Raw genomic sequence first — 21,479 nt, forward strand, 5'->3', positions numbered from 1 at the left:
ACGATAATTAATTGGTTGGATCAACTATGATGTAGTGTTGTGTTGAGCAGAGTAGACAACAACTTGACCTGACTCATACAGACTAATTAGGCTAGGGTTATCTTATCCTCCTCTCCCCTCTGCACCCAGTATCCAGGTCTATCAACACATCTATCCCCTATCATCACATGCCTATGCACTATCATCTGCCTTGCCTGCAATGGTGTCTTTGCAAGACCCTTCTTGAAGACCATGGTCTGGAGCCTACGTTCAAGCAGATCGTGAACCTTGAGGTTAAGCACATCATCAAGTGTAGCATTCTCTCCTACCAAACCCAGCCTGCTAAGTGATCTGAGCAGTTCTACCTCTCTCTTGCTCCTAACCTCCACTGGAAGTGCAAGTAGATCCCTTGCCCTCTTCCTTATCCTTGATAGTTCTGATTGTGCCTTCCATAACTCACGCTTGTTCCTCAGCCCATAGTTACCAACTATCTCAAGTTCCTGCATTAGAAGGGAAGAGTCCCAGTGTCTCTTAGGTCTATGGTATGTCTTCCTTGGTTTCTTCACATCACCCATGCTCTCAACCTCCCTCCTCCTTCTTCTCCTTCTCCTCCTCTCCTATCATCTCATCTCCCCATCCATAGCATACATACATATATCACTTCTGCTGCTGTTGCTGCTGTTGTTGTGCTGCTGCAGCAGCCTTACCTCCTTTCCTAACACCAACGGTACCACCTTTCCTGCCAGTTGTTCTGGTCCTCTGACCCCTAACCTTCAAGCCATACATATGCCTGTACCCTCTCCAACTCATTACACCCTTCTCCCTCTCTATATCACTCTTGACTATAAACTCAAGATCAGAGCTGAGTAGATGCATATCCTTACCAGTATCCATATCCTTCTGCCTATTGAGGTACCATGTGGGGAAGCCTATACTTATAGGGTCCTTCAAACCATTCTCTATTGCTGTTATATGAGAGTCTGATGCAAACCCTATCCTCATGTTTGGATCTATACCAAGGGCTGTAAGCAGGGAGTAGGCAAAGTTGTATCCTACGCCCTTCAGTTCTGCTAGGGCAGCAACTATCTTCTTGCGCCCATCCACATCCTTTCCAGCAACCCTAACTATATGCCTGAACTCCTGAGCACTCATTGCTATCTGCAGATGCTAGATCTAGCATACCTAAATAAAAACTATGCTGGTTATATTCAAGATGAAGATGGTATCAAGAATAATGCACTATAGCAAGAACCTTTAAATTTAGTGCTCTACATCTCATACCTGCATGGATTCAGAAAGGATAAGGGAGTTGGTGTATAAAAGTTACTCCTCTAAGCCAAGTTACGTTGAGGTTATGCCTGGAGTTCCTGAAGATTACAAGAGGATAGAGACCCTTGGACAACTCCTTGAGGTTAACTACAAGTACATCAGTGTAGATGAGCAGATGAGGAGGAACCTTATAGAGAAGAGGAGGAGCATGAAGAATCCCTATCCAGGGATAATAGGCTATGATGATGTTATAGCAGCAACTGATAGAGCAATACTTGCTGGACATGACATACTCTACATAGGCAAGATAGGGCAGGCAAAGACCAAGCTTGCTGAGACGATAGCAAGGAACCTACTCTCCCCAATACCAGCAGTTAAAGGGTGCATAATACATGATATACCAACCCTTCTACCTGCTGATGAACTTGCAAGGCTGCTTGCAGGTTATGAGCCAGAGCATATGACACTTGAGTTCCATATATGCAATGAGTGTGAGTACAGGATAAGGGATGATGGGCTTGATACTAGGATAGAGTGGATAGATGGCATGTCAAGGTATAGGTATGTGCTTGCTACCCCAGACATCTCTATAAAGGATCTTGTAGGACAGATAGATGCAGCAAAGATAGCAAAGGGTGCTACACTATACAGCATAGCATCCTACTCTCCAGGACAGTTGCTGCAAGCAAGGCATGGCATACTATGCATAGATGAGCTTCCAGTTCTAGACCCAAGGAAGCAAGTAGTGCTTCTAAGCGTACTGCAGGAGGGCAAGTTCACAACAGGCTCCTATCCTGTAATCTTCAAGCCATATGTTAGGGTTATAGCAACAGCAAACCCCGTTGATTACACACATGCAAGCAAGATAATAGAGCCATTGGTAGATAGGTTTGAGAGCCACATAGTTACACACTACCCATACACGATAAGGGATGAGATGGCTATAATGGTGCAGGAGGCTAAGGTTGACCATTCCTATAGCAGTGTAGTGCTTCCAATATTCATGCTTAAGATGATTGCTAGGATAACACATCTTGCAAGAGAGCATCCAGATGTAAACAAGGAGAAGGGTGTAAGCGTTAGGATGAGCATACATGCTCTTGAACTCCTTATAAGCGAGGCAATGAGGGTTAGAGCACTCTACAATGATGGGGTTGCAGCAGTACCAAGACCATCTGATATGCATGCTATAGTACCAGCAGCAAAGTTCGAACTATCTGAGTTGGAGGATAGTAGTGAGAATAGGAGGAGGGTGCTTGAGCAGATAATGGATGAGAGCCTAAAACAGACATCCTTGGAGTATGTGATGGATCTTACACAGGAGCAGTTGGCAAGCATAAGGGAGGAGTTCAAGGGTAGATCCATCACTGTTGCACAGACAACCCTATGGGGTGATGGTAATAGCAGAAGGGATGGAGGAATTCATAACAATCATGATGAGGTGTATAGCATACAACTAGCAAAGTTCAGGGTATTGCCAGCACTAATAGATAGCATTATGCTAAAGGTGGAGAGGGAGCATGTGGAGTTCATGGAGTATCTAAGGAGACATGGGATAGATACAAGACTGCTAGAGATAGGTGAGGGAGGTAGTAGCAACAGTAGTGGTAGTGATAGTGTTGGGGAGATAAAGGCATCGATATTCGAACTTGTTCTGGAGGGTTTGAGGCATATGAGGCCTCCAGTTCTAGATAGGAGGGAGAAGGGGGTTTATGTGGCAACCTAACGATGCTAAGGCTTATGAGTACTATGAGAGCAAGGGCAGTAGTAGCAATAGCAGTAGCAATAGTAGTAGTGATGCTCAAGGCATACCTAGAGAGTTAGTGAATAGGATGCTACTTGCCATAGGGAAGGAGGTACTCAAGAATAGTGATAGTACAACCATGGATGAGTTGGAGAAGATGATGGAGAAGATGATAGTTGAGGAGATGACCAAGATGGGTAGTGTTAGTAAGAGCCTTAATTGTAATGATAGGGATGATCATGTGAAGAGTATAAGCAGTAGATCCATGCTGGCATACCTTGAGGGAGAAGGTTACATAAACAGAGGAAGGAAGAGGATGCTTACAGGCAAGGGGTTCATGAGTATAGGGATGCTCATGCTCAAGGATGTGCTAAAGGCATTCAAGAGCAACACTCTAGGCATGCATGAGACTAGCAAGAGTGGCCATGGTACAACTATACTTGAGAGTAGTAAGAGGTATGAACAGGATGATGATCTCAAGGATCTCAATGTGCCTAAGAGCATGCTTAATGCTGTTGAGAGGATAATGAGGGAGAAGGGGAGTGTTGAACTACCAATAGAGTTCAAGGTGGAGGATCTGGAGCAGTATGAGTTGCTCAACGAGGTTAAGATGGCAGTGGTATACTGCATAGACCTAAGTTCTACAATGCGCTACTCCTCGCTTAACGATGATGTTAGCAGGATAGAGGCTGCAAAAAAGGCGCTCTGGTGCCTCTACATCCTTAACAGGAAGTTCTTCCCATCAGATAGCATACACCTACTAGGCTTTGGTGCACTAGCAACCAAGATAATGCCCCAAGATATACCATATCTAAAGACATTCGAGCCAGGACATGACTTTCTGCACTATACAAACTATCAAGCAGCATTCAGGCTTGCAGTGAAGATACTCAACAAGGAGGATGCTACAAGCAAGAGGGTAGTGCTTATAACAGATGGTCAGCCAAGTGCATGCTTCGTTGATAGCGAGGCTGAGAAGGAGAGGATACTCAATGCTAGACCATACTCACACTTCTACAAGCCAGATAAGGCTATGCTTGATGCGTTAAGGGATGAGCATGGGATGAGGGTAGATACTGCAAGTGGTTCACTAGTATATCTCTGCTATAGGTATAGACAGGTTGATCCATACGTTGCTGCAAAGACGATACTTGAGGCTAAGAAGTGCAAGAGGCTTGGCATAGATGTTGATACACTCATGGTGAGTGAGGAGGATGTACTTCTCAAGTTCGTTAATGATATGGAGAGGCTTGTTAAGGGTAGATCATACTACATAAGCCCATCAGATCTTGGTAGAGTGCTTATAACAGATTACATACATAATAAGAGGCAGGTTGTTAGGGCATCTAGCAGATAATAATAGTAATCTCTTCTAGCCTTTATTACAATTACCTTCTCTATATCATGGCTGTACAAGGCTAAGGTCTATGTTAGGGTTCATCCTCTTAACCTTCTCCCAATCAGCAAGGAATGTACTCAAGCCCTTATCAGTTAATGGATGCTTTATCATCTTCTCAAGCACATCTGGTGGCATGGTTATAACATCTGCCCCAATCTTTGCTGCCTCTACAACATGCACTGGATGCCTTACGCTAGCAACAAGAACCTTAGTACTGAAGTTGTAGTTCCTGAATATCTGTACTGTATCCCTTATAACCTGCATTCCATCATGCCCAGCATCATCAAGCCTCCCTATGAATGGGCTAACATAAGTTGCTCCAGCCTTAGCTGCAAGTATAGCTTGGTTTGGAGAGAATACTAATGTACAGTTTGTCTTTATCCCTTCACTTGATAACCTCTTTATTGCCTTGAGACCATCTGGGGTCATGGGTATCTTTATAACAGCATTTGTACCAAACCTTGCTAGTCTGTGAGCCTCTTCAAGCATCCCATCAATATCAGTGCTTACAACCTCAAGGCTAACTGGACCCTTGACTATCCTGATTATCTCCTTCATTATCTCTATTGGGTCACTATTCTCCTTTGCTAGAAGTGTAGGGTTGGTTGTTACACCATCCAGTATACCCATATCGTTGTACTTCCTTATTGCATCCAAGTTTGCAGTATCAAGGAATATCTGAACCATACATCTGGATTGATTCAGAAGATATTTATTTATTATTTCTAATAATATTGATAGGATACGTATCCTTGAGTAATTGAAGTTATAGGCATGTCATCTCTATAGTCCAAAGTGTAAAGCTAAAACCAATGCTACCTTTCTCATCTGTTATATGCAGATAGGCTAGCATGATCTCATCAGCATCAGGAGATAGCCTCTTTGCAACCATTGTAGAGTAGAGTATCTTATGCTTTGCTATAGGTCTGTTATTAGAACCAAACTTTGCTCTTTGAACTATTGGTATTCATCATCATCTACTATCTATTCTTTGCTTTGCTCTAACAGCCTCTCTAGCAGCACTTGCTATATCCCTTGCCTTAAGACCATACTTTGCTAGCAGTTCTTCATGCTCCCCAGACTCACCAAACGTATCTTTAACGCCTACCCTCTTCATTATGCATGGGGCATGCTCACATACAACCTCTGCAACTGCAGAGCCCAAGCCCCCAATGATGTTATGCTCCTCTGCAGTTACTATTGCACCAGTATCCCTTGCTGCCTTCACTATAGCATCAGAGTCTATTGGCTTTATGGAGTACATGTCTATAACTCTGCATGATATACCCTCCTCAGCGAGGATATCTGCAGCATCCAGCGCCTCAGCAACCATTAAGCCACATGCAATTATTGCTACATCACTACCATCCCTAAGGATGTTACTTGAACCTATGGCAAACCTAGCATCATCCTCATAAACAACTGGGGACTTTGGTCTTGCTAACCTCATATAGCATGGACCACTACTCTCTGCCATTACAAATACAAGCCTCCTTGTTGAGTACTCATCAGCAGGAGCAAGAACCTTCATATTTGGTATTACACGCATAGTTGCTATATCCTCAACCTGTTGATGGGATGCACCATCAGGTCCAACGCTCAAGCCAGCATGGGATGCAACTATCTTAACGTTAAGGTTTGGGTAGGCTATCGCATTCCTTATCTGATCAACACACTTGCCAGGGATGAATGCAGCATAAGTGCTTACAAACGCTATCTTCCCTGCAAGTGCTAGACCTGCTGCTATAGATACCGCATTTGATTCAGCAATGCCTATGTTGAAGAATCGCTCAGGGAACTTGTAGCCAAATAGCGAGGTCTTGAGTGACTGTGTTGTATCTGCACCAACTACAACAACATCCTTCCTCATGCTACCAAGTTCTGCTAGTTCCTCTCCATACCCTGTACGCATATCACCCATCTTCTTACTTGCCTTGCTCATCTAGATCGCCTCATCCCTCCTCATCTCCTTCTTTATTTCCTTCTTTCCTTCTTTCTTTGTCAATACTCGCACTTGTATCTATTGCTAACATTGCCCTCTCCCTTATACTCCTTATCGCTGAGGCTATATCGCTATTGCTATACACACCATTACCAGCAACTATTATCCTTGCTCCTGCACTAGCAACATCATAAACATTGCTTGCATCTATACCTCCATCAGCCTCTATGAGTGATGATGCACCATGATCTCTTAGTATTTGACCAAGCCTACTCATCTTCTCAAGTGTAGATGGTATGAACCTCTGCCCAGGGAATCCAGGGTATACAGACATGACATTAACAACATCTACATCATGTATGCTATCAATAGCCCATGGTGGTAGATCTGTATTAGGGTTTAATGCTATACCTACTCCAACCCTGTTGCTCTTAAGGATGGTGCAAATCTCTCTGAATATGCTTGCATTGCATACCTCAACATGCACAGTAACTATATCACAACCAGCCTTTATGAACCTCTCAAGGTACTTGAGGGGTTCAGAGATCATGAGATGGGTATCGAATGGCAAGGATGTGCATCGCCTTAATGCTCTTATCGTATCAGGGCCAAACGTTATGTTGGGAGCAAAGTGACCATCTATAACATCAAGATGGAGCATGTCTGCACCAGCCTCCTCAGTGCTTGATGCTACAGAGCATAGGTTTGCAAGGTCAGCAGCAAGTATTGATGGTGCAACCATTACAGTGTTGTTTCTAGCATCTATCACTCTCTTACTACCAGCAGTATTCATAGCAGTCCCATCTCCTCCAGTATCTTGCTAACCTGCTCCTTCTTTGGTGCTTGACCATGCCACTGTGGTGACCACTCCATGAACGATACACCCTTGCCCTTCGTTGTGTGTGCTATTATAACAGTAGGCCTATTAAGGGTCTCTTCAGCCTTGTTGTATGCATCTATTATCTGCTCAAAGTCATAACCATCTATCTGGATAACGTTCCAGTTGAATGCCTTCCATTTTGCTGCCAAAGGTTCTAAAGGCATTATATTCTCTGTAAGCCCGTCCTGCTGTATCCCATTCCTATCAACTATTGCTGTAAGGTTATCTAGTCTGTACTTAACAGCAGCCATTGCAGCCTCCCACACCTGCCCCTCCTGCATCTCCCCATCCCCTAGGAGCACATACGTTCTGTAACCTTTGCCATCAAGCTTTGCTGCTAGAGCAAGCCCAATACCTACAGATAACCCTATACCCTCAGAGCCAGCACAGTACTCAACCCCTGGAGTCCTAAAGTCTGGATGTCCTTGGAGCATGCTACCCAACTTCCTAAGGGTCTTCAACTCCTCTATTGGGAAGTACCCTGCCTGAGCAAGTACAGCATAGAGCAATGGGGCAGCATGCCCCTTTGATAGTATGAACCTATCCCTATCCTCCCACTTTGGGTTCTTTGGGTCATGCCTCATCTTGTGGAAGTACAATGCTACTACCAACTCAACGGCAGAGAGTGAGCCACCTGGATGCCCTGATCCAGCCTCCGCTACAGATTCTATGATAAGCCTCCTAGTCCTCCTTGCTATCTCCTTGAGCCTAAGCAGATCCTGTGCCTGCATCATCATTACACACCATAACCCTATGATTTATGATGCTTCCATGATCCCTTCAATATATTCTTACTTGCACCTCGCACTATTATAATTATCATCATCATCTCACCATCCAACCCACCCATCCATTATCATCATCGTCATAACATAATAACAAGCTCATTTGTACAGGGGTACCTGTGATATACCCTCCTCTATCTCCTTGCTGTAGAGGCTTGCCTCAATATCCTTGAACGACACTATCATGGTCTCTGGCTTGATAGTTGCAGTTGCTGCCACAACATTGCTTAGTATAGATGCCTCAACAACATCTGCATTTGATGCTAGTGCTAGTGCAAATATTGCCATGGTTGCATCCCTTATCCCTATTGCACTCATGTACTCCTTCTGCACGAAGAAGGGTATGTTTATCATAGAATTGCCCTTGAATATAGTCAAGCCTCTGTTCCTGCTTAGCACCAATGCTTTACAGTTCAGGCTTGAGAGTAGATGTACACCTAGATTATGGAAACTAGATTCATTCATTATCTTTATCCCTGTTGCTCTTACAGCCTCTGCCATGGTAGATCTCAGGTAATCGAAGCCTATGAAGTCTTTGTAGTGCTTGACCTTTGGCTGACCTATGAGCATTATACCCCTCTCAACAGCAATCCTTGTTATGCTCCTGAGCAGTAATGGTGTTACAGTACCCTTGTCATAATCAGATACGCATATGCAGTTAACATCATCAACACAATCCTCAACAGCACCAATGAGTGAGGAGGTAGTACCTCTATCCACATCCTCCCTAACCTCCCTATCTATCCTCAAATATATAGAGCCTGCTATATGATACCTACTCTTCAATGGTGTAGGTCTTGATTTAGATGTTATAACATGCTTGATATCTATGCCTCTTGCTTCTAGGATGCTACAAAGTACCCTACCCTCATTATCATCACCTACCATACCTACTACCGATACCTTGCCTCCAAGGGAGGCTATGTTAACTGCAAGGTTTGCTGCACCGCCAGCAAAGTACTGCTCATCAACAACCTCATTAATAGGGATGAGATGCTCCCTAGAGAGCCTCTTAACCCTAGTCTCAACATAGTGATCAAGCATAAGGTCGCCTACAACTAGAACCTTCTTACCAGCGATACTTGCAAGTATATCCCTGAACCTATCCCTTGATATGGAGGTTGGTGATGACGTTGATTGAACCAATCAAATAGGTAGAGTTGGTAAGGGGGATAAAAAGATATTGTTGTTGCCTTTGCTACTACACTGCTCTACTCTTACTGTTGGTTGTTGATTAACTGTACCTCCTCCTTATACTACGATATCTTCTTTATCTCTATATCCCCTGTTATCTGATCTGGATGCTCAACACTCCTGTACTTGAGTGTTGTGTAATCGTTGTAGGCAAACTCTAATGACTTGGTCTCCCCTGGAGCTATTGGTCCAGTTGATGCACCAGTACCCTCAACCACTATGGTATGTGTATTCTGACCATTGTTGGTTATGGTCAACTTCAACTTACAGGCTAGGCAACTGAACATCACTGGATTTGGGTTTGCATTTGCAACATCACCAATATTGAATAGCCTATCAGCACCATTAACGTTCTTTATGACCAGTTTGATCTCTGTTGTTGCTGGGGTCTGCTTGTCAGGTCTAACATCTGGGAATAACTTTCCTCCAGTGGAACCGAATATGCCCATTATTGCAGCTATACCAACTGCCAAGGGTATCGCTGTAACTGCTATACCCAACGCTAGTTTATTCACCATTGCATTATCTTAACAGGAGGATGTATATATCGTTTTATATTAGCACTAATTTATTATCAACTATTCTAGCAGTGATTGTATTTCTAGATGGTAGAGAGGTTATACAAGATATGTATTGATATTTGATGGGTTGATGAATGAAGCGATGGGTACCGGCACTGCCGCTTCGCGAGGGCTTGCGCACCTCACTAGCACGGCAGCGACGACAGGTTTGACTTCTGGGTTCGGAATGGGACCAGGTCTTACCCTGTCGCTATGGCCGGCTATGCTTAATTATGAGCAATAGTAAATTAAACCTTTCTAGTAGGCAAGCAACTGGGAGCAATGAGTATATATTACACATATAAAGCATGAACTTGATGCATAGGATAGCGGTTATAGATAAGGATCTATGCAAACCAAAGAACTGCAGTCTAGAGTGCATAGCATTCTGCCCTCTCAACAGGGATGGGGGCAAGTGTATAACACTGAGCGAGGAGGATAGGAGCAAGGCTATTGCAGTAATAGATGAGGATATATGCAATGGCTGTGGCATATGCGTGAAGAAGTGCCCATTCGAGGCAATAACCATAATCAACCTTGCTGAGGAGTTGGAGGAGAGGAAGGTCCATCAGTATGGACAGAACTCTTTCAGGCTTTACAACATACCAGTACCAAGAAGCAATGCTGTTGTAGGATTACTTGGCAGGAATGGTATAGGGAAGAGCACTGTACTCAACATCGTTGCAGGGCTACTTAAGCCAAACCTTGGAAGGTATGATGATGAACCATCATGGGATGAGGTTATTGAGCACTTTAGAGGCACAGCAGTAAAGGAGCATCTCAAGGCAGTTGCTGAGAAGAGGCTAAGGGTTGCTATGAAACCACAGCAGGTCTATCTCATAGCAAAGGTCTTCAAGGGTACTGCTAGGGAACTTCTAGACAGATATGATGAGAGTGGTGATGCGATGCATTATGCTAAGAGGCTTGCCCTTGATGATTCTCTAGACAGATATGTTAATGAGTTGAGTGGAGGGGAACTGCAAAGGTTGGCTGTTGCAGTTGCAGCAAGCAAGGATGCTGACCTCTACCTCTTCGATGAGCCATCATCCTACAACGATGTATATCAGAGACTTGAGGTTGCTAGAGTGATAAATGAGATAGCAGGTAAGGGCAAGAGTGTTATGATAGTTGAACATGACCTAACCATGCTTGATTACCTTAGCGATTACGTGCATATACTCTATGGTGAGCCTGGTGTGTATGGCATGGTATCTGATGCAATGAGCACTAACACAGCAATAAACGAGTTCCTTCAAGGCTACATATCAAGCATAAATGTAAGGTTTAGGGATAGGGCATTCAGGTTCGAGTCTGCTACAAGCGGGGAGGATCTTATAATGGAGGAGGTTGTTGCTGAGTATACTAGGATAGAGAAGAGCCATCCTGGGTTCAGGCTTGTTGCTGATGGTGCAAGGGTTAGGAAGGGTGAGGTTGTTGGTATAGTTGGTGCTAATGCCCTTGGCAAGACAACGTTGATGAGGATGATAGCAGGTGTTGATAAGCCTGATGCTGGGGAGTTCAGGATGAATGCAAGGATATCCTACAAACCACAGTATCTTGAGCAAGATTATGAGTATGATGTTAGAACCCTTCTATCTGAAGCGTATGGGAAGGGTATAGAGGGGAGTAGTGCTGAGGCACTTATAGTTGAGCCTTTAAGGATAAGGAAGATGTATGATAAGATGGTAAAGAATCTAAGTGGAGGGGAGTTGCAGAAGGTTGCAATAGCCTCCTGCCTGCTAAGGGATGCTGATATATATGCTATGGATGAACCATCAGCATTCCTAGATGTTGAGGATAGGATAACCGTAGCAAGGTTCATACAGAGGTTTGTGAAGGGGCAGGGTAGATCTGCAATAATAGTTGATCATGATATGCATATGGTTGATATGGTTGCAGATACGCTCATAGTATTCACTGGCATGCCAGGAAGGGAAGGGTATGCTACAAGAACGTTGAGCAAGAGGGATGGGATGAACCTCTTCCTTAAAGGGTTGGATGTAACGTTCAGGAGGGATGAGGAGAGCAATAGACCAAGGATAAACAAGATGCATAGCAGGCTTGATAGGATGCAGAAGGAGAAGGGTTTATACTATGCTATATGAAATAAGGATCAGCTACCAACGCTCTTCCTTGCAGAGTCTATCCATCTCCTAACATCCTCTATGCTCAGTCTGTATCCCTTGGGTACCCTAACCCTCCTCTCCTTTATTGCACTGTCAAGTATTTTGAAGAGCTCTTCTGGATCACTCTTTGCAAGCATCTCCCTAGAGTCTACCTTCCCTGCTATAACAAGCAACTCTGCTGCCTGCTCATCCATCCCTTCTAGCCCTGCAAACTCGCTCATTGCCATGAGTCTAGCCATACCTATGAACTTGCTTGCGCTCTTCTCATCTATACCTATAGTAGTAAGATCTCTTGCTGATGCTCTAGCAAGATCTGCTACAGTGCTAAGCCCTTTAGCCCTCAATACGCTGCCCAACTTTGGTCCTATACCCTCTATAACCTCAACTGGTCTAGGTTTAGGCTGTGGTTGTGGTTGAGCCCCTGCTCTATAGGGTAATGGTATAGGCTTTATGGATATGTTTATCGTGCTAAGCAATTCAGGCCTTATATCCTCTGCCCTTGATGGAAGTGCTAATGCAACCTTATCATCCTTCTGTGTAACAACAGCCTTCAACTGTACATTAAGATCAGAGACAACGTATGTTGTGCTACGCTCCTGCTTGAGTGCAAACTCATCAACCTTGAGAAGGTCGCTCTGGATAGCCTTTATGAGTGTAGCAGGCTCTACAGTTAGTGTGAAGCTCTTGCTCATCTCTGCTATCCTATTCTTCAAGGCTTCATTCTCCTTCTCCAACTCTGCCATCCTAGCAACTCTCTGCCTCAAGACCTCATTCTCTTCTCTTAAAGTCTTAAGTATCTTCTGCAGATCCTCAAAGTTTGACAGATCACTCACCTCCTCCCTCCATATCCTGCACATCTATACTCGATCCTGCTCCCGCTCCCGCTCCAGATGATGCTGGAGTGCTGGATGATCTTGGTATTGGGGATATTCTAGCCTGTATGATTGCATCCTTACCCTTGCCATAGTAGTTTGCTACAAGCGCATTGGAAGGCATAATGTACACACCATCATCAGCGTTATACTCTAAAGAGCATCTTATACCAACCTCTATAGATGATGGGATGAATGTTAAAGGCTCCTCAGTAGAATCTCTAACTGCACTCTCTACAGCATGGTTGATGCTATCTACAAGTGCCTCCAAAAAATGGTAGAGTTGGATGGATGCTACTAGCAGCATATCCATCACAACTATGCGGGTATCTGTGGAGGATTATCTGCTGCTATCTTCTCTATAGCCTTCATGAGTGGTTGTGGAGGGGGTGCTGGAGCAACCTGTATCCTTATGTAACTTGATGCCTCTGCCTTGTATGAGTATGTGTTAGAGTACTTTGCATCAACAGATACACTAGCGAACCAGAACTTTGCCTTTGCCTTTACACCCACTTGGAAGTCTGTCCTCCTCTCCATTGTTATTGCCATCTTCACCTCTATAACCCCACTCTGTATTTGGAGCATGGTTGGGAGTATTCCAAATGCTAGAGCATTTCCACTTATAGTCTTCTCTTCTTCACCAGAATCTGTCTTTTTCTTGTACTTTATCTCTACTATTGTATCTGCAAGCTCCTTTATACCCTCTATGAATGATGTATTAGCCTCATTCTGTGCTGCAACCATTGCTAGTAAAAGGTTCTTTATCATCTCATCGAATGGTGCAGATGCTAACTCTTGTGCTATCGCACTACCTGAAGCCATGATCAACTTGCAGTATCCTTCTACTTAAAGCCTCTTGTGAATATCTTAAGAGAAAACTTTAGCAATGCTAAACTCTTAACCCCATACATACCTCTCGAGTTCTTTTAGCATGAACTCCCTAGGCTCTACCATCAGCTTGAACGCTATGATCTGCAGGTAATATGGTAGTGATGCTACCTTCCCATACTTTGATTGATCCAATTTGAATGATACCTCTACCATAGCCTTGCCATCTCCGTGGTCCTTGCTGCTGGATGCTATTATTGAGATATCATGCTCCTTCTTGAACTGCTCTAATCTTGTCCTGAACTCCTCCCTCTCTCCTACTACACGTGTGTATGCTATTCTAACAGGATCGTAGTAGAATCTTACCACTTCATACATCAACTGTATGAAGCCATTGTAATCCTCAACCTTTGGCTTTATAGATGCTATTATAACCCTTAGCACGTTATCTAGAGTGCTGGATGTGAAGTCCTTGAGCACATTTATGTATCCCTGCACACCCATAGCATCCCTCTCTACTCTATTGCTCAAGAACTCTAGGAGTGAGTCTGCTACATTACCATCATCTATATCATCTATGGTGTGGTTACTTGCATAATCTACAAGTGTGTTGTATATGCTATTCTCTTTAGCATCTACCAAACCTATGAGTATGAGTGCAAGTGCAAGCCTATTCCCCTTGTATGCACCATCTGCTAGAGTATTCATTATAATCCTATTATCTCTGAATGATGGGATGGATAGGATCATCATGACTATACATCTTGGTGTTGGTCTGTAGAGCCTGTATCTATCCTTACCCTTGCCTTTACTATCTCCATAGCCATAAGTAGCATCAAGTCTATGGATGAGTCCCTTCCTGTACAGATATCTCAACGAGCGTTGATCAGCACTATCTAACGATCCAAGTATATCAATACATCTCTTAAATGCTCTGTAGTTGGCAAAGAGGTTTGGGAATAACCTTGATACGGTATAATATGCACCTCTCTCTACCCCTCCTTCCATGCAAAGATAAATTAGATGTTAGCATTAATAGGTTTGTATGCCCATGCTCAAGGAAGCATTGAGAGGCATACTTAGCGAGGAGGAGATAAAGCATCTCTACACTTCATTTGATGTTATAGGCCAGATTGCAATAATAAAGGTGCCAGATGAGTTGCTAGAGAAGAGGTATGAGATAGGCAATGCAATAATGAGGAGTATCAAGCATGTGAGGAGTGTTTACATGCAGGTATCTCCAGTGAAGGATACCTATAGGGTAAGGGAGGTTGAGTGTATAGCAGGTGTTGATGATACACTAACCATATACAAGGAGCATGGGTGCAGGTTCAAGGTTGATGTTGCAAAGGTTTACTTCTCCCCAAGGTTATCAACAGAGAGGGCAAGGATAGCCTCCCTTGTAAGGGATGGGGAGAGTATAGTGAATATGTTTGCAGGTGTATGCACGTTCTCAATAATAATAGCGAAGAGGAACCCTACATGTACTGTGTATAGCATAGATATAAACCCAGATGCTGTAATGCTATGCAGTGAGAATTCTAGGCTGAATAAGGTTGAGGATAGGGTTCATGTAATCCTTGGGGATGCTAAAGAGGTTATAACAGGGATGCTTATGAACAAGGCTGATAGGGTGCTGATGCCATTACCAGAGAAGGCCAAGGAGTACATGCAGTATGCTCTCATGGCAGTTAAGGTTGGGCAAGAGTGCTTCATACACTACTTCACGCATGTAAGGGGTAGCAAGGATAAGGTGTACGATATGTGCAGGGAGGAGTTGGATGGTATCATGCAAAGTTATGGTAGATACAGTGTTGATGGGCTTGAGTACAGGTATACATTCAACATAGCAAGCATGAGGATAGTTAGGGAGGTTGGACCAAGGGTGTACCAAGTAGTTGTTGATATAACAGTTAGAAAATCTTTATATAAATGAATTATAATGCAGCAAGGTCTAACCATTGCTCAACCCTTATGCCCACCATCACCACTCCTGCTGCTGCTACTACTCCTACTGCTCTTACTCTTTGCTATAGCAATACTCAACCCAAGCCATGCAAATATACCTGTTATGCATGCAACTAGCATGAGTGTTGTGTACTTTATGATAAGCAGGCTCCATTCAGATGCTAAGAGTAGCCAAGCATAGAGCATAAATGCTGCTATACTTGTTACGAAAACTACTATTCCCATTGCCCTCCTTCCATGCTGCATATCTAGACTGGTTCATCCCAATTTATTATCCTTGATTATACTAATAGTTGATTGATTAATATATTGTTGGCATTACTCTTGATCATCTAACTATTTTGCTCATGTAGGTCTAGAGCCATGAGATAGGCATCCTCTCCATCTCTATAGTATCCTCTAAGCCTTGACTTTATGATGAACTTGAGGTTCTCATACACACTTATTGCAGGCTCATTGCTTACCCTAACCTCAAGATAAGCCTCATCGCATCCCCTTGCAATCATAGCATTTATCGCTTCCTGCATTAGTGCAGTGCCTAAACCCTTGCCCCTATGCTCCTTGAGTACTGCTATAGAGACCACATGCCCCTTCTTAACGAATCCTAGCCTCTTGAAGTTTGAGAACCCATACTCTACCTTGCACATTATATAACCAACTATGATACCATTGATCTCTGCAACTATGAATGCCTCTGGGAACTCCCTCAAGAGCTCCTCAAAGAAGTACTCAGAGTAATGCTCCGATAAAGCAACCATGTTTATCTCCATAACATGGAGTAGATCCTTGTACTCACACCTCCTTATGATGTAGTCATCAACATGCCTAAGCACTACCTGCATGTAATTGATTATCATACAAAGGGTATTTAACTCTTAGAGGTTGTGAACCAAACATATTAAAGTGATGTTATAGTAAATAAGGTAGTGGAGTACTCAGAGAGCGAGCATGGGCATGTGGATGATAGGATACCCCTGCTAGTATCAAGTCTATTCAATGTTAGGAGTTACTATATACGTGAGGATAAGGCTTATGAGTTCCACGTTGATGCAAAGGATACGCTCAAGCATGACTTTGTAAGGCTTGTGCATGAGCTTGATGGGTATGGATACCATGCTATGCTAAGCAAGGCTGAAGATGAATCTACTAGCGCTGATGTTGGTGCTGTAAGTGATCTAATCCTTCTAGTCATACCAAAGACACAACCTACTAGGAGGTTCAAGCCATGGATGCCTGTAGTGCTATTCATAGCAACTGTTGCCGTTGTGCTCTACGATGGGTTGCTTAGATCTAATGGTCTTGCAGGGCTAGTGTATGGACCATGGCAGATGGCTGTGCTCTATACACTATCGCTCATGGGGATACTTGGCATACATGAACTTGGGCATATGCTGGCATCGAAGGCTCATAGGATAAAGGCTACATGGCCATTCTTCATCCCAGGCATACCAGGGTTCTTCGTGCCTACATTTGGTGCTGTTATATTCTCCAGAGCACCAATGACAAACAGGGATGTGCTCTTCGATATAGGTGTATCAGGTCCAATAGCAGGGCTTATCGTTACAATAGCTGTCTCATTCTATGGTGCAATGCTAAGCCCATTGATAGATGAGTCTCAGGCTAGAGCGATGATGGCAAATGCACAACTCATCCCATTGCAGCCCAGCATACTCATGGAACTTGCATTTGAGTTGACAGGCAAGTCTGTGCCAGGATATATCCCAGTACTCTCCCCTGTTGCATTTGCTGCTTGGATAGGGTTCCTAATAACATTCCTTAACCTGCTTCCAGCATGGCAGTTGGATGGTGGGCATATAGCAAGGGCAACCCTAGGCTATAAGTGGCAGAGGAGGCTTACATTCGTTAGCGTTGTTATACTTGCTGCTCTAGGCTACATATTCATGGCTATGTTCATAATGTTCATGAGTGCTAGAACGCAGGATGTTAGACCATTGGATGATGTCTCTCCTCTCTCTAAGGGTAGAAGGATACTATTCGTAATAGCGATGGTTCTTGCTGTACTATGTGCACCAATACCATCATGGGTATGAATGAAGAAAGGCTAATACTTTGCTAGTTAGTTGTTAGTTATGATACTCTCTTCATTGGCATTATCAATGCATCAGATACTATCATAACCTTATGCCTCTGCCCCATCTTGCCAAGTATGTAGGCTAATACATCCTTTACCTTCCTGAATGGCTTGAAGCCTAGAGCCTTAACGTAGAGGTCAGGGAGCATGGTTAGGAGCCCTATATCATAACCTCTCTTACCCATAACATCAAGTATATGTATGTACTCTAGTCCATCTATATATCCCTCATCCATTGGATAGGTATTAGCATGCCTAATCCTACCCTCAACAAGCATCTGTAGTGCCTTAGCACCAAGACCCTCCATACACTCAGCCATAACAACTATGATACCATCATCCCTAAGCACAGTTGAGCAGTTCCAGAGTGCGGTTAGGGCATCAGATAACCTATATGCATGCCCTGGACTTGCTATGATCGATCTGCATAAATCTGTAGGATATGCCAATCCATCAAGTCTAGCATGTACCTCTGCATATGACCTTGTGGTATCACATACGATGAGATCTATGAGCCCATCTCCATAAAGAACCTCTAGCGAGATGAGGTTCTTATCCTGCGTATATGAGTTTATGATATCCCTTATACCTGAATGATCATCACTGATGAATCTTCTGTAAACATCCTGCATAACTACCCCATCAAGCCTCATGAGTGCTGTAGCGGTGCATGAGTACTTGAATAGTGGATCAAGTGCAGCCCTTGAGATGAGTACTGCTTTACTGCCTATACTGCCTATATCCTTGAATAGCCTTGCTTCCCTTCCAGCAACCCTAACCTTTGATGTTGCATAAATGCTCCCTATGCTCCTACCCTTACCCTCAAGGTATGCTATAAGCATCGATGCTACCTCAACAACCATCCTAGAACCATCAAGCACAACAACATCTATGCTGGAGCCATCTATAAGAGCATCTACAGCCTCGAACCTTGATTGCACTACATCCTCTCCCATGTACTGTGCTACTCTAGCATACTTTAGTATATTCTCAGCCTTTATATCAAGAACAACCTCGCTAGTCCCATACCGCATCCATAGTTCTGGCATGGCATATCTTATTATAGGTGTAGATAAATGCTTAGGTCATGAAGAGCGAACTTGCAGAGTTCCTACTCAAGTCAAATGCTATAAGGTTTGGTATCTTCAAGCTTGCTAGTGGGAAGGAGAGTACATACTACATAGACCTTAGGGTACTTCCAAGCTTCCCTGCATACTTTAGGATGGCTATAGATGCTATGAGGGATGTTATAGAACAAGGAATAGGCACTGCTTCTATAGATTACATATGCTCCATACCATCTGCAGGGATTGCATATGCATCTGCTCTAGCATACACCCTTGAGAAGGGTCTGATATATGTGAGGAAGGAGGCTAAGGATCATGGTACATCTAAACTTCTTGAGGGCTACCTCAAACATGGCTCAAAGGTACTTATCCTGGATGATGTTGCTACCACTGGCTCATCCCTTGCACATGCTGTGGATGTTGTAAGGAGCAATGGTGGTGTTGTTGAGCATGCTCTAGTGCTTATAGATAGGCTTGAGGGTGCTGGAGAGTTACTTGCAAGTAAGGGTGTAAGGTTGATGAGCATAGCAAGCATAGAGGAGGTAGTGGATCTACTCTATGAAGCAGATCTTCTTGATGAAGATATGGTAAGGATAATAAAGGCACAGATAGGGAGCAGATAAGAATTTATAGAAAAGGAAGAGAAACTGGTAACAATAGATCCTGTAGATATCTTATAAATACAAGAAATATAAAGAGATCTTTAACGGTAATAGTTCCTCAAATCTATGATTTTTATAATGCTTCAGCCATTTAATCTATTATCTATCTATACATCATCAGTCCCTTCTCCTCCAACACTATGTGTAGGTTATTGACTGCTCTATAGACCTCCTCCTCCTTCTTTGCTCCAGTGCATACCAACTTGCCAGATGCAAATAGCAGGATAACTGTCTTTGGGTCTAGCATCCTGTGTATCAAGCCTGGGAACTGCTCTGGCTCATACATGCTCCTTGGGAGTACCCTAGCAGCCTGCTCCAGATGTATCTTTCCTCCCAGGCTTGCAGATGCAACTATATTCTGTATCTCTATTATAGGCTCATTATCTATCTCTATACCAGCCTTCCTGAGCTTTGCTACTACAGTCTTCACAGCCTTTATAGCCTGCTCCTCAGACTTTGAACCAGTACACACCATCTTACCAGAACTGAATATCAGAGTTGCTGTCTTTGGTGCCTTGAGCCTGAAGACCAAGCCTGGGAACTGGTCTGGATGGTACTCAACATCTGGGAAGAGTTGTGTTATATGGTTAAGGTTTATGGTCTGGTTCACAGTTGCAGATGCAACCACATTCTCTATACTTATTATGGGTTTTGTTTGGGGCATACCTATCTTATATATAAGGGGTATATAAATCATAGATATAAATATTACTGAGTACTACCTAACTGTAAGGTCTCATCAAACCTACATACATGCTAATGCTCATCATCCCTCCTCCTAACCTCATCACTTGAACCTTTGCTAGTAGAGGTATCGTTGATGGGCTCTCTAGCATGATGGTTAGAAGTGCTACTACTATCTACTTGAGTATTACCATTTCTATTGCTAGTCTCAGTAGCACTTCCATCTAACCTTACATCGCTTAACTTGCTAGAATCTCCATCTCCCTCCTTCTTCTCCTCCCCCTCCTTCCTCATACTCTCCCTAGTATCCCTAAGCTTACTCAAGAATATAACAGCAAGTATTATCCCTATAACTATGTAGTTTACTGGAGGGCTAAGCACTTTGCTAACCAACCCCAGTTTGGGTACAACGAAGACAACCTTACCTATGTACTCCTTCTTTGTTATAGGATAGTCTATCCCAGGTATAGAGATGGGGTTGTTATCACCCTTTGTTGTTATAACCTTCTCACTTGAGTGCTCTACCTTAACAACCCTATGCACTATAACCCTGTCATGTGTAGATGGGCTTTGGAATACTATTATATCTCCAGGCTTGACCTCCTCAAACGTTGAGCCATTCCTTACCACTATAACATCATACACCTGAAGTGTAGGCACCATACTCTCGCTAGAGACTACATAGAACGGGTTATCTGTAGCAAAGGCTACCCTAAGAGCAAGCCATACAGATGCTACCCCAATAACTATTATAATCACATCCTTCACTGCTCTATTCAGGTTCTTGCTTGGCAACAACATGATATACTCTCTCCTATTAGTAAACCTTACTAGATTAGCAGCTCAGATCAATGCCTTATCATCATCTTCCATTCAGATTAACTCTGAGTCTTCATAGCTGCTGCAGGTGTACTATAGCCTAGCCCATATATAGCCATGACTGTAGCAAATAATGCTAGAGTAGGTAGGCTGGGCTTGTACTCTTATTCTTTGGAGACCTTCCTAGGAGGAGTATCTTCTTAATCAGATGGGATAACTTTGACCAGGATTTACCTGTCTTTACTATCTTGTAAACCTTGAGGGATATCTTTGCTACCTTGAATATGAACAGGAATGGGATAAGCGCAATCATGATGATGTCTATCCAATGAATCCTCAAGAGTAGCCTAAGATTACCTACCTTCTTATACTTCAAGAGTATATCAAGTGAAGATAAGGCAAGTATTATCCAAGGTATATAATGCCAGAGCTTCTCTACCCATGCGGGTAGATCAAGCATAGGTCTGTTAGAGAAGTATACATCTGGCATGAACTCAAGTGAACCTATGAAGAATAGTATGAGTAGGAAGAGTATGGAATAGGTTAACACTTTATGTATATGCAGTGCTGTAATGCTTAGCATATCCACTCATTTGCTCCAAACCAATA

At 43.3% G+C, this 21,479-nt stretch carries 24 protein-coding genes and 1 rRNA gene; 6 read left to right on the forward strand and 19 right to left on the reverse strand.

What is annotated here, in order from left to right:
- Nucleotides 1-86 precede the first annotated feature (86 nt).
- Together CRG89_RS07705 and CRG89_RS07710 are read right to left on the reverse strand one after the other, a co-directional pair.
- Nucleotides 87-554 (reverse strand): 30S ribosomal protein S4, encoded by a 468-nt coding sequence (locus tag CRG89_RS07705; protein ID WP_103287683.1) that lies wholly within the window; start codon nucleotides 552-554, stop codon nucleotides 87-89.
- Between the two features lie 82 nt (nucleotides 555-636).
- A complete protein-coding gene (locus CRG89_RS07710; protein WP_103287684.1) occupies nucleotides 637-1,131 on the reverse strand; it encodes a 30S ribosomal protein S13 in 495 nt (164 codons plus the stop codon).
- A 133-nt stretch (nucleotides 1,132-1,264) separates the two neighbouring features.
- On the opposite strand from CRG89_RS07710, the gene CRG89_RS07715 reads away from it, so the two are divergent.
- Entirely contained in the window at nucleotides 1,265-2,974 is a 1,710-nt protein-coding gene (locus CRG89_RS07715; RefSeq protein WP_103287685.1) for an AAA family ATPase, read from the forward strand.
- Nucleotides 2,961-4,349, forward strand: coding sequence for a VWA domain-containing protein (locus CRG89_RS07720; RefSeq protein WP_103287686.1), 1,389 nt, complete (start codon nucleotides 2,961-2,963; stop codon nucleotides 4,347-4,349). Before CRG89_RS07715 ends, CRG89_RS07720 begins: the two co-directional genes overlap by 14 nt.
- A gap of 45 nt (nucleotides 4,350-4,394) precedes the next feature.
- On the opposite strand, the gene fsa is transcribed toward CRG89_RS07720, so the two are convergent.
- The 7 genes from fsa to rrf all read right to left on the reverse strand — a co-directional run bounded on the left by fsa (nucleotide 4,395) and on the right by rrf (nucleotide 9,977).
- Nucleotides 4,395-5,078 (reverse strand): fructose-6-phosphate aldolase, encoded by a 684-nt coding sequence (fsa, locus tag CRG89_RS07725; protein WP_103287687.1) that lies wholly within the window; start codon nucleotides 5,076-5,078, stop codon nucleotides 4,395-4,397.
- A gap of 286 nt (nucleotides 5,079-5,364) precedes the next feature.
- Nucleotides 5,365-6,333 carry a transketolase family protein gene (locus tag CRG89_RS07730; RefSeq protein ID WP_197706674.1) on the reverse strand — a complete coding sequence of 323 codons (969 nt, stop codon included), beginning with the start codon at nucleotides 6,331-6,333 and terminating at the stop codon, nucleotides 5,365-5,367.
- A 10-nt stretch (nucleotides 6,334-6,343) separates the two neighbouring features.
- Entirely contained in the window at nucleotides 6,344-7,126 is a 783-nt protein-coding gene (gene rpe, locus CRG89_RS07735) for a ribulose-phosphate 3-epimerase (protein ID WP_103287688.1), read from the reverse strand.
- Entirely contained in the window at nucleotides 7,123-7,950 is an 828-nt protein-coding gene (locus CRG89_RS07740) for a transketolase (protein ID WP_197706673.1), read from the reverse strand. Before CRG89_RS07740 ends, rpe begins: the two co-directional genes overlap by 4 nt.
- A 147-nt stretch (nucleotides 7,951-8,097) precedes the next feature.
- Nucleotides 8,098-9,144 carry a bifunctional heptose 7-phosphate kinase/heptose 1-phosphate adenyltransferase gene (locus tag CRG89_RS07745; protein ID WP_103287689.1) on the reverse strand — a complete coding sequence of 349 codons (1,047 nt, stop codon included), beginning with the start codon at nucleotides 9,142-9,144 and terminating at the stop codon, nucleotides 8,098-8,100.
- A gap of 110 nt (nucleotides 9,145-9,254) precedes the next feature.
- Complete coding sequence (locus CRG89_RS07750) at nucleotides 9,255-9,710, reverse strand: hypothetical protein (RefSeq protein ID WP_103287690.1); 456 nt, start codon at nucleotides 9,708-9,710, stop codon at nucleotides 9,255-9,257.
- A gap of 147 nt (nucleotides 9,711-9,857) precedes the next feature.
- Nucleotides 9,858-9,977 (reverse strand): 5S ribosomal RNA (rrf, locus tag CRG89_RS07755).
- An 89-nt stretch (nucleotides 9,978-10,066) separates the two neighbouring features.
- Here rrf and CRG89_RS07760 point away from each other — a divergent pair.
- Entirely contained in the window at nucleotides 10,067-11,857 is a 1,791-nt protein-coding gene (locus tag CRG89_RS07760; RefSeq protein WP_103287990.1) for a ribosome biogenesis/translation initiation ATPase RLI, read from the forward strand.
- An 8-nt stretch (nucleotides 11,858-11,865) separates the two neighbouring features.
- Here the strand turns inward: CRG89_RS07760 and CRG89_RS07765 are convergent, their stop codons facing one another.
- From CRG89_RS07765 to CRG89_RS07780, 4 genes are all read right to left on the reverse strand, one after another.
- Entirely contained in the window at nucleotides 11,866-12,735 is an 870-nt protein-coding gene (locus CRG89_RS07765) for a DUF4332 domain-containing protein (protein ID WP_103287691.1), read from the reverse strand.
- Nucleotides 12,704-13,063 (reverse strand): hypothetical protein, encoded by a 360-nt coding sequence (locus CRG89_RS07770; protein ID WP_148695110.1) that lies wholly within the window; start codon nucleotides 13,061-13,063, stop codon nucleotides 12,704-12,706. The genes CRG89_RS07765 and CRG89_RS07770 overlap by 32 nt, the downstream gene beginning before the upstream one ends.
- A 5-nt stretch (nucleotides 13,064-13,068) precedes the next feature.
- Nucleotides 13,069-13,572 (reverse strand): DUF2589 domain-containing protein, encoded by a 504-nt coding sequence (locus CRG89_RS07775; RefSeq protein ID WP_103287693.1) that lies wholly within the window; start codon nucleotides 13,570-13,572, stop codon nucleotides 13,069-13,071.
- 75 nt (nucleotides 13,573-13,647) lie between these two features.
- Nucleotides 13,648-14,586, reverse strand: coding sequence for a hypothetical protein (locus CRG89_RS07780; protein ID WP_103287694.1), 939 nt, complete (start codon nucleotides 14,584-14,586; stop codon nucleotides 13,648-13,650).
- A 37-nt stretch (nucleotides 14,587-14,623) separates the two neighbouring features.
- Between CRG89_RS07780 and CRG89_RS07785 the strand changes: the two genes are divergently transcribed.
- Nucleotides 14,624-15,514: a class I SAM-dependent methyltransferase gene (locus tag CRG89_RS07785; RefSeq protein WP_103287695.1), complete on the forward strand. Its 891-nt coding sequence runs from the start codon at nucleotides 14,624-14,626 to the stop codon at nucleotides 15,512-15,514.
- A 29-nt stretch (nucleotides 15,515-15,543) separates the two neighbouring features.
- On the opposite strand, the gene CRG89_RS07790 is transcribed toward CRG89_RS07785, so the two are convergent.
- Both CRG89_RS07790 and rimI read right to left on the reverse strand, forming a co-directional pair.
- Nucleotides 15,544-15,792 carry a transcriptional regulator gene (locus tag CRG89_RS07790; protein ID WP_103287696.1) on the reverse strand — a complete coding sequence of 83 codons (249 nt, stop codon included), beginning with the start codon at nucleotides 15,790-15,792 and terminating at the stop codon, nucleotides 15,544-15,546.
- 86 nt (nucleotides 15,793-15,878) lie between these two features.
- Entirely contained in the window at nucleotides 15,879-16,388 is a 510-nt protein-coding gene (gene rimI, locus CRG89_RS07795) for a ribosomal protein S18-alanine N-acetyltransferase (protein ID WP_103287697.1), read from the reverse strand.
- An 84-nt stretch (nucleotides 16,389-16,472) separates the two neighbouring features.
- Between rimI and CRG89_RS07800 the strand changes: the two genes are divergently transcribed.
- On the forward strand, nucleotides 16,473-17,597 hold the full coding sequence (locus CRG89_RS07800) for a site-2 protease family protein (protein ID WP_103287698.1): 1,125 nt from the start codon (nucleotides 16,473-16,475) through the stop codon (nucleotides 17,595-17,597).
- Nucleotides 17,598-17,634: 37 nt separating this feature from the next.
- Here the strand turns inward: CRG89_RS07800 and CRG89_RS07805 are convergent, their stop codons facing one another.
- The gene (locus CRG89_RS07805; RefSeq protein WP_103287699.1) at nucleotides 17,635-18,687 is read right to left on the reverse strand and encodes a nickel-dependent lactate racemase family protein; all 1,053 of its coding nucleotides are present in this window, start codon (nucleotides 18,685-18,687) and stop codon (nucleotides 17,635-17,637) included.
- A gap of 38 nt (nucleotides 18,688-18,725) precedes the next feature.
- On the opposite strand from CRG89_RS07805, the gene pyrE reads away from it, so the two are divergent.
- Nucleotides 18,726-19,328: an orotate phosphoribosyltransferase gene (gene pyrE / locus CRG89_RS07810; RefSeq protein ID WP_103287700.1), complete on the forward strand. Its 603-nt coding sequence runs from the start codon at nucleotides 18,726-18,728 to the stop codon at nucleotides 19,326-19,328.
- 142 nt (nucleotides 19,329-19,470) lie between these two features.
- Here pyrE and CRG89_RS07815 read toward each other — a convergent pair whose 3' ends face one another.
- The 3 genes from CRG89_RS07815 to CRG89_RS07825 all read right to left on the reverse strand — a co-directional run bounded on the left by CRG89_RS07815 (nucleotide 19,471) and on the right by CRG89_RS07825 (nucleotide 21,453).
- Nucleotides 19,471-20,031, reverse strand: a complete 561-nt coding sequence (locus CRG89_RS07815; protein WP_103287991.1) for a TATA-box-binding protein — start codon at nucleotides 20,029-20,031, stop codon at nucleotides 19,471-19,473.
- Nucleotides 20,032-20,123: 92 nt separating this feature from the next.
- On the reverse strand, nucleotides 20,124-20,852 hold the full coding sequence (locus tag CRG89_RS07820) for a signal peptidase I (protein ID WP_103287701.1): 729 nt from the start codon (nucleotides 20,850-20,852) through the stop codon (nucleotides 20,124-20,126).
- Between the two features lie 154 nt (nucleotides 20,853-21,006).
- Nucleotides 21,007-21,453 carry a hypothetical protein gene (locus tag CRG89_RS07825; RefSeq protein WP_148695109.1) on the reverse strand — a complete coding sequence of 149 codons (447 nt, stop codon included), beginning with the start codon at nucleotides 21,451-21,453 and terminating at the stop codon, nucleotides 21,007-21,009.
- Between the last annotated feature and the right edge of the window lie 26 nt (nucleotides 21,454-21,479).

Origin of the sequence: Candidatus Nitrosocaldus islandicus (genome assembly GCF_002906215.1) — an archaeon.
GTDB lineage: Archaea > Thermoproteota > Nitrososphaeria > Nitrososphaerales > Nitrosocaldaceae > Nitrosocaldus > Nitrosocaldus cavascurensis.

Coding starts and splice junctions, on each gene's coding strand:
- rimI (WP_103287697.1), bottom strand. CDS start 16,388: ATGCAGGTAGTGCTTAGGCATGTTGATGACTACATCATAAGGAGGTGT.
- CRG89_RS07715 (WP_103287685.1), top strand. CDS start 1,265: ATGGATTCAGAAAGGATAAGGGAGTTGGTGTATAAAAGTTACTCCTCT.
- pyrE (WP_103287700.1), top strand. CDS start 18,726: ATGAAGAGCGAACTTGCAGAGTTCCTACTCAAGTCAAATGCTATAAGG.
- fsa (WP_103287687.1), bottom strand. CDS start 5,078: ATGGTTCAGATATTCCTTGATACTGCAAACTTGGATGCAATAAGGAAG.
- CRG89_RS07805 (WP_103287699.1), bottom strand. CDS start 18,687: ATGCCAGAACTATGGATGCGGTATGGGACTAGCGAGGTTGTTCTTGAT.
- CRG89_RS07750 (WP_103287690.1), bottom strand. CDS start 9,710: ATGGTGAATAAACTAGCGTTGGGTATAGCAGTTACAGCGATACCCTTG.
- CRG89_RS07785 (WP_103287695.1), top strand. CDS start 14,624: ATGCCCATGCTCAAGGAAGCATTGAGAGGCATACTTAGCGAGGAGGAG.
- CRG89_RS07780 (WP_103287694.1), bottom strand. CDS start 14,586: ATGGAAGGAGGGGTAGAGAGAGGTGCATATTATACCGTATCAAGGTTA.
- CRG89_RS07775 (WP_103287693.1), bottom strand. CDS start 13,572: ATGGCTTCAGGTAGTGCGATAGCACAAGAGTTAGCATCTGCACCATTC.
- rpe (WP_103287688.1), bottom strand. CDS start 7,126: ATGAATACTGCTGGTAGTAAGAGAGTGATAGATGCTAGAAACAACACT.
- CRG89_RS07770 (WP_148695110.1), bottom strand. CDS start 13,063: ATGGATATGCTGCTAGTAGCATCCATCCAACTCTACCATTTTTTGGAG.
- CRG89_RS07815 (WP_103287991.1), bottom strand. CDS start 20,031: ATGCCCCAAACAAAACCCATAATAAGTATAGAGAATGTGGTTGCATCT.
- CRG89_RS07720 (WP_103287686.1), top strand. CDS start 2,961: ATGTGGCAACCTAACGATGCTAAGGCTTATGAGTACTATGAGAGCAAG.
- CRG89_RS07705 (WP_103287683.1), bottom strand. CDS start 554: ATGGGTGATGTGAAGAAACCAAGGAAGACATACCATAGACCTAAGAGA.
- CRG89_RS07730 (WP_197706674.1), bottom strand. CDS start 6,333: ATGAGCAAGGCAAGTAAGAAGATGGGTGATATGCGTACAGGGTATGGA.
- CRG89_RS07765 (WP_103287691.1), bottom strand. CDS start 12,735: ATGTGCAGGATATGGAGGGAGGAGGTGAGTGATCTGTCAAACTTTGAG.
- CRG89_RS07740 (WP_197706673.1), bottom strand. CDS start 7,950: ATGATGATGCAGGCACAGGATCTGCTTAGGCTCAAGGAGATAGCAAGG.
- CRG89_RS07820 (WP_103287701.1), bottom strand. CDS start 20,852: ATGTTGTTGCCAAGCAAGAACCTGAATAGAGCAGTGAAGGATGTGATT.
- CRG89_RS07825 (WP_148695109.1), bottom strand. CDS start 21,453: ATGCTAAGCATTACAGCACTGCATATACATAAAGTGTTAACCTATTCC.
- CRG89_RS07790 (WP_103287696.1), bottom strand. CDS start 15,792: ATGCAGCATGGAAGGAGGGCAATGGGAATAGTAGTTTTCGTAACAAGT.
- CRG89_RS07710 (WP_103287684.1), bottom strand. CDS start 1,131: ATGAGTGCTCAGGAGTTCAGGCATATAGTTAGGGTTGCTGGAAAGGAT.